This window comes from Microbacterium sp. ISL-103 (assembly GCF_018613995.1).
Taxonomy (GTDB): domain Bacteria; phylum Actinomycetota; class Actinomycetes; order Actinomycetales; family Microbacteriaceae; genus Microbacterium.
The window spans coordinates 1-5,628 of record NZ_JAGGPD010000035.1 but is presented as its reverse complement, the minus strand read 5'-3'; the positions used below and the strand labels follow the sequence as shown (position 1 = coordinate 5,628).

Annotated in this window: 5 protein-coding genes and 1 pseudogene; 4 read left to right on the top strand and 2 right to left on the bottom strand. The window is 67.9% G+C overall.

What is annotated here, in order from left to right:
* Nucleotides 1-282: 282 nt before the first annotated feature.
* Entirely contained in the window at nucleotides 283-552 is a 270-nt protein-coding gene (gene rpsO, locus J7E68_RS01555; protein ID WP_017203073.1) for a 30S ribosomal protein S15, read from the top strand.
* A 130-nt stretch (nucleotides 553-682) separates the two neighbouring features.
* Here rpsO and J7E68_RS01550 read toward each other — a convergent pair whose 3' ends face one another.
* Nucleotides 683-1,687, bottom strand: a complete 1,005-nt coding sequence (locus tag J7E68_RS01550) for an isopenicillin N synthase family oxygenase (RefSeq protein WP_215169221.1) — start codon at nucleotides 1,685-1,687, stop codon at nucleotides 683-685.
* Nucleotides 1,688-1,842: 155 nt separating this feature from the next.
* On the opposite strand from J7E68_RS01550, the gene efeU reads away from it, so the two are divergent.
* Genes efeU through efeB form a run of 3 tightly spaced genes read left to right on the top strand, consistent with a single transcriptional unit; the run spans nucleotide 1,843 to nucleotide 5,357 of the window.
* Nucleotides 1,843-2,793, top strand: a complete 951-nt coding sequence (gene efeU, locus J7E68_RS01545) for an iron uptake transporter permease EfeU (protein ID WP_215169219.1) — start codon at nucleotides 1,843-1,845, stop codon at nucleotides 2,791-2,793.
* Nucleotides 2,790-4,022, top strand: coding sequence for an iron uptake system protein EfeO (efeO, locus tag J7E68_RS01540; RefSeq protein ID WP_215169217.1), 1,233 nt, complete (start codon nucleotides 2,790-2,792; stop codon nucleotides 4,020-4,022). Before efeU ends, efeO begins: the two co-directional genes overlap by 4 nt.
* Nucleotides 4,023-4,043: 21 nt before the next feature.
* Complete coding sequence (gene efeB, locus J7E68_RS01535) at nucleotides 4,044-5,357, top strand: iron uptake transporter deferrochelatase/peroxidase subunit (protein WP_215169215.1); 1,314 nt, start codon at nucleotides 4,044-4,046, stop codon at nucleotides 5,355-5,357.
* A 13-nt stretch (nucleotides 5,358-5,370) separates the two neighbouring features.
* Here efeB and J7E68_RS01530 read toward each other — a convergent pair.
* A pseudogene (locus J7E68_RS01530) lies at nucleotides 5,371-5,628 on the bottom strand (hydrolase); the annotation flags it as partial.

The following is a 5,628-nucleotide window of genomic DNA, read 5'->3' as shown; positions in this document are numbered from 1 at the left end:
CGATCCCCGCGGGGACCGAACCGATCCACATCCGGGCGAAAGCGGGGTTGGCCTTGAGCGGGCTGAGGTCGATCAGGTGGCTGCGCCTCGTGCTCACGCCGAGTGTCCGTCTTGCATGATCCGAGGGTATCCGAGGCGGCGTCGGGCGAGCGCACCCGCGGTCACGCAGCGGCGTGGAGTCCTGGTAGACTCTTCAGGTTGCCGTTTGATCGGCCGCGGATAAAGAGAGCCCTCGCATCAGGCGTCGGGCGCCGCGCAACAAGCAGAGAGGGGATCGAATCTATGGCACTGGAAGCAGACGTCAAGAAGGCGATCATCGAAGAGTACGCGACGCACCCCGGTGACACCGGATCCCCCGAGGTGCAGGCCGCGATGCTGACGCAGCGCATCAAGGACCTCACCGAGCACCTGAAGGAGCACAAGCACGACCACCACTCGCGTCGTGGCCTGTTCCTGCTCGTGGGTCAGCGCCGTCGTCTGCTCGGCTACCTCCAGAGCGTCGACATCGAGCGTTACCGCTCGCTGATCGCACGCCTGGGTCTCCGCCGATAACGCAGAGCGCTCCCGCGTACAATCGCGCAAAACATTCTTGAGAAGGCCGCCCCAGGTGTGGGGCGGCCTTCATCATGTTCGGGGGACTTCACCCGACTCGATGGCCAGGGGCGAGAGCCGGCCCCATCGGTCAGGCTTTCGCGCCGACCAGGTCAGGGTGGTGGATCGCAGCGACGTCGGGGTGCGCGCGCAGGCGTGACTTCATGGCGTTCTCGCCGTAGGTGGCGTGGATGGGGTTGCTCGGATCCTCGGTGATGCCGGTGGCCTCCGCCGCGAGGTCGGCGGGAAGGTCGAGAAGCGGCAGCTGCTGATCGAGCGCGGGGTTGAAGAAGAAGGGGATCGAGATGCGCTCCTCGGGAGCCCGGGGAGAGATGACCCGGTGGTTCGTCGCCTTGAGATAGCCGCCGGTGGCGTATTCGAGCAGCTCTCCGATGTTCACGACGAAGGCTCCGGGAACAGGAGGCGCCGACACCCACTCGCCATCGCGTTCCACCTGGAGCCCGCCCTTGCCCGGCTCCACCCAGAGCAGGGTGAGTACTCCTGAGTCCTTGTGGGCGCCGACACCCTGCTGGGGCTCCGGCTCATGGGTGCCGGGGTAGCGGACGATCTTGATCAGCGTCGACGGGTCGCGGAAGGGCTCGTCGAAGTACGACTCCTCCGCCCCGAGGGTTGTGGCCCAGGCTCGCAGCAGCTTGCGGGCGATCTCGGTCAGCGTGTCGTGCCACTCGGTGACGACGGCCTTGAGCTCGGGCTGGGCGGCGGGCCACAGGTTCGGGCCGACCAGGCGGTTGAAGGCCGGGCCGCCGTCCAGAGGTTCGCGCTCGGGGCCGATGTCGATCTGCTCGCGCCAGTCGACCTTTCCCTGGGTCCGCTCACCGCCGATGCGCGTGTATCCGCGGAAGTGCGGGCTGTTGACGTTCTCGATCGCGGGCTTGTCCTCCTCGGGCAGCGCGAAGAAGTCCAACGCCGCACGAGGCAGGCGGGCTTCCAGCTCGGTCGAGATGCCGGTGCCGGTGAGGTAGAAGAAGCCCACGTCATGCGTGGCCGCGCGCAGTTCGTCGCGGAACCGCGCAGCGGCCTCGGGGCCTGCATCGAGCTGGGACAGGTCGAGGATGGGGAGCGAGAGATCAGCCATTCACCGAGCGTAGATCGGGTCCGGGAGAGGGCGGCCGAGTGTTGCGTCGGATTACCGGAGTCCGTGCCACCGCGTGTCGGAGATCGCCTGACGGGGTGCTAATCTCTCTGAGGTAAGGGATGCCTTACCTCAGTTCTTCCCAGAGAGTCTCCTCCGTGCTTCCCACCTTCCTCATCGGTCTTCGTGAAGGCCTCGAAGCCGCTCTCGTCGTCGGCATCCTCGTCGCCTACCTTCGGCGGCTCGGCCGCGGCGATGCGCTGCCCCGCCTGTGGGCGGGCGTGGGCCTCGCCATCGCCCTCGCCCTGGGAATCGGCGCTGTCCTGACCTTCGGCGCCTACTCCCTGACCTTCGAGGCGCAGGAGCTGATCGGCGGACTGCTGTCGCTGCTGGCCGTCGCGATGGTCACGTGGATGATCTTCTGGATGCAGAAGGCCGGCCGCACGATGAAGGCCACCCTCGAGGGTGGCCTCGATCGTGCGCTCACCCACGGCGGTGTGTGGGCCCTGGTCGCGATCGGGTTCGTCTCGGTGGCGCGAGAGGGCATCGAGACGACCCTGCTCCTGTGGTCGATGGTCCAGTCCTTCGGCGACACGCCCTCCGCGGTGCTCGGAGCGGTGCTGGGTCTTGTCACCGCCGTCGTCATCGGCTGGCTGCTGGCCCGCGGGGCCGTGCGGCTCGACCTCCGACGGTTCTTCACCTGGACGAGCGGTTTTCTCGTCATCGTCGCCGCCGGTGTGCTGGCCTACGCGATCATGGACCTGCAGGAGGCCGGCGCGCTGCCAGGGCCGTTCACGGCTGCGGCTCCCGTCGACGCCGTCACCGGAGTCGTGGCGATCGGGTGGGCGGCGTTCCCCTTCGGCTGGGCTTTCGACGTGACGAACGTCATCGCGCCGTCCGGAGCATGGGCGACCATCCTTCAGGCGACCGTGGGCTTCATGCCCCGGATGACCTGGTTTCAGGTGACGGCGTGGGCCCTGTACCTGATCGTCGTCGGATTCTTCTTCGTGCGCGGCCTGCGATCCGCCCGCCCCACCGTCTCCCGAGCCACGCCGTCCGCAGATCAGGACGCGTCGGCCCACACTCTCACCCAGCAAGGAGCAGCATGACCATCTCTCGCCGAATCCTCGGTGCCGTCGCCGCCGCAGGCGCGACGGCGCTCGTCCTGAGCGGTTGCGTCGCCAAGAGCGACGTCGCAGCCGGCGCGGCCTTCGACGTCTCGTCGACCGACTCTGAGTGCGCCGTCTCGGCGACGAGCGCTCAGAGCGGCACGCTCACGTTCGACGTGAAGAATGACAGCGGGCAGACGTCCGAGTTCTACCTGCTGGCCGATGACGGTCTGCGCATCGTCGGCGAGGTCGAGAACATCGCCCCTTCCGCCTCGCGCACACTGACGGTCGTCGCCCAGCCGGGCACGTACTTCACGCTCTGCAAGCCGGGCATGATCGGCGAGGGCGTCGGAAAGTCGGAGTTCACGGTGACCGGAGACCGCGTGGCGGTCGAGGGCGAGGATGCCGAGCAGAAGCAGCAGGCCGTCGACCTCTACGCGGCATTCGTGAAGGACCAGGTCGGACAGCTCGTTCCCTCGGTCGACGAGCTCGTCGCCGCCTACGAGTCGGGCGACGATGAGGCGGCGCGCGCCCTCTTCCCGCAGACCCGTGCCTTCTACGAGCGCATCGAGCCCGTCGCCGAGGCGCTCGGCACGCTCGACCCCCGCATCGACTACCGCGAGGTGGACGCCGTGGCCGAAGGGCTCGACTGGACCGGCTTCCACCGCATCGAGAAAGACCTCTGGGTTCCCGCCAAGGACGCTCTGAACGCCGACGGCGAGACTCCTGCCTGGCAGGACTGGGCTCCGTCCACGACCGAGGAGCGCGCCGACTACGGTGACCAGCTGCTCGCCGATGTCCAGGAGCTCTACGACTACGTGCACTCGGACGACTTCACGGCGGCGCTCGAGGACCAGGGGATCGGCGGCATCTCGAACGGCGCGATCGCGCTGCTCGACGAGGTGGCGACAGGCAAGATCTCGGGCGAGGAGGACTGGTGGTCCGGAACGGATCTCTACGACTTCGCGGCCAACGTCGAGGGCTCGAAGATGGCTTTTTCGCTGGTGCAGGATTTCGCGACAGCGCAGGGCGATGACGGCGAGGCGCTCGTGGCGCAGATCGAAGACGGGTACGCAGCGCTCGAGCAGTCGCTCGCGGCGCACGGCTCGCTCGCTGACGGCTTCGTCGGCTACTCCGAGCTCACCGATGCGGACAAGCGCGAGTTCACCGACCTCATCAACGCACTCGCAGAGCCGCTGTCGCAGCTCACGGGCACGGTCCTGGACTGATCCGAGAGGTACGATCTCGCAGTGGACCACAGTTCGAAAGATGACGCGGCGGCCGAACCCGAACGGGATCCGGCCGCCGCGGCATCCCCGCAGACAGGCCTGAGCCGGCGGGGGTTGCTCGGTCTCGCGCTCGGCGGGGGCGTCGCCTCTCTGGCGGTCGGCGTCGGGTCCGGGCTGGCAGGAGGAGTGGCGCTGGGCAGGGCGAGAGCCGAGGCCGACGCCCAGACCGCGTACGACTTCTTCGGCGCGCACCAGGCGGGGATCACCACTCCCGTGCAGGAGCATCTGCACTTCGCGTCGTTCGACATGATGCCGCGAACCGATCGCGACGATCTCCTCACCCTTCTGCAGGACTGGACGTACGCGGCATCCCGTCTGACGCAGGGGCTCGAGGTGAGTGCGACCGGCGCTGTCGGCGGCGACTCCGAGGTGCCGCCGGATGACACCGGAGAAGCCCTCGGGCTGCCGGCCGCGGGGCTCACGATCACCTTCGGCTTCGGCCCGAGCCTGTTCGAGAACGAGGATGGCGATCGCTACGGCATCGCCGCACGGCGTCCGCAGGCACTCGAGCGGCTCCCGGCCTTCCTCGGCGACGACATCGATCCTCAGACCTCGCACGGAGATCTCTGCATCCAAGCCTGCGCCGACGACCCCCAGGTGGCGGTGCACGCGATCCGCAACCTCAGTCGCATCGCGTTCGGGCGGGCGCGCCTCAGATGGTCGCAGCTCGGATACGGGAAGACGTCTCGCACGACCTCCGACCAGGCGACTCCGCGCAACCTGTTCGGCTTCAAGGACGGCACCGCGAACATCCTCGCCGACGATACGGCGGCTCTGGACCGCGAGGTCTGGGTGGGGGGATCCGACGAGCCGGCCTGGATGGCCGGCGGATCGTACCTCGTCGCTCGCAAGATCGCGATGCTGATCGAGACCTGGGATCGGGTGCGCCTGTCGGAGCAGAACACGATCGTGGGGCGCGACAAGGGAGAAGGGGCTCCGCTGTCGGGTGGCGACGAGTTCACCGCGCCCGACTTCACGTCATCGTCGATCGATCAGAACTCGCACGTGCGCCTCGCCCACCCGGATCAGAACGACGGCATCCGCATCCTTCGCCGTGGCTTCAACTACGTCAACGGCAACAACGACCTCGGTCGCCTCGATGCCGGGCTCTTCTTCCTGTCGTACCAGCGCGATCCTGGGCAGTTCATCGCCCTGCAACGTCGGCTGTCGACGGATCGGATGAACGAGTACATCCGGCACGTGGGTTCCGGTATCTGGGCCGTTCCCGGTGGCGCGACGCCGGGGTCGTACGTGGGCGCCGACCTGTTCGCGTGAGCGGCGCGCGTCGTCAGCGATCGATGGTGTCGGCGACGAATGATGCGAAGGCGTCGGCTCCGAAATGGTCGTCGGCGGTGACCGTCACCACGGTGTCGCCGCAGAAGATCAGCAGCTGTCCGTAGGCGCCGTGGAGGCGCCACGAGGTGCCAGGACCGTCCCAGCCGCTCAGCGCGTAGCGCTCGTAGCCGGGGTTCACTCCGGCGATGACCCAGTCCGAGTGCATGCTGTCGATCACGGCGGCAGGCACGAGCCTGTGGCCGTCCCACTC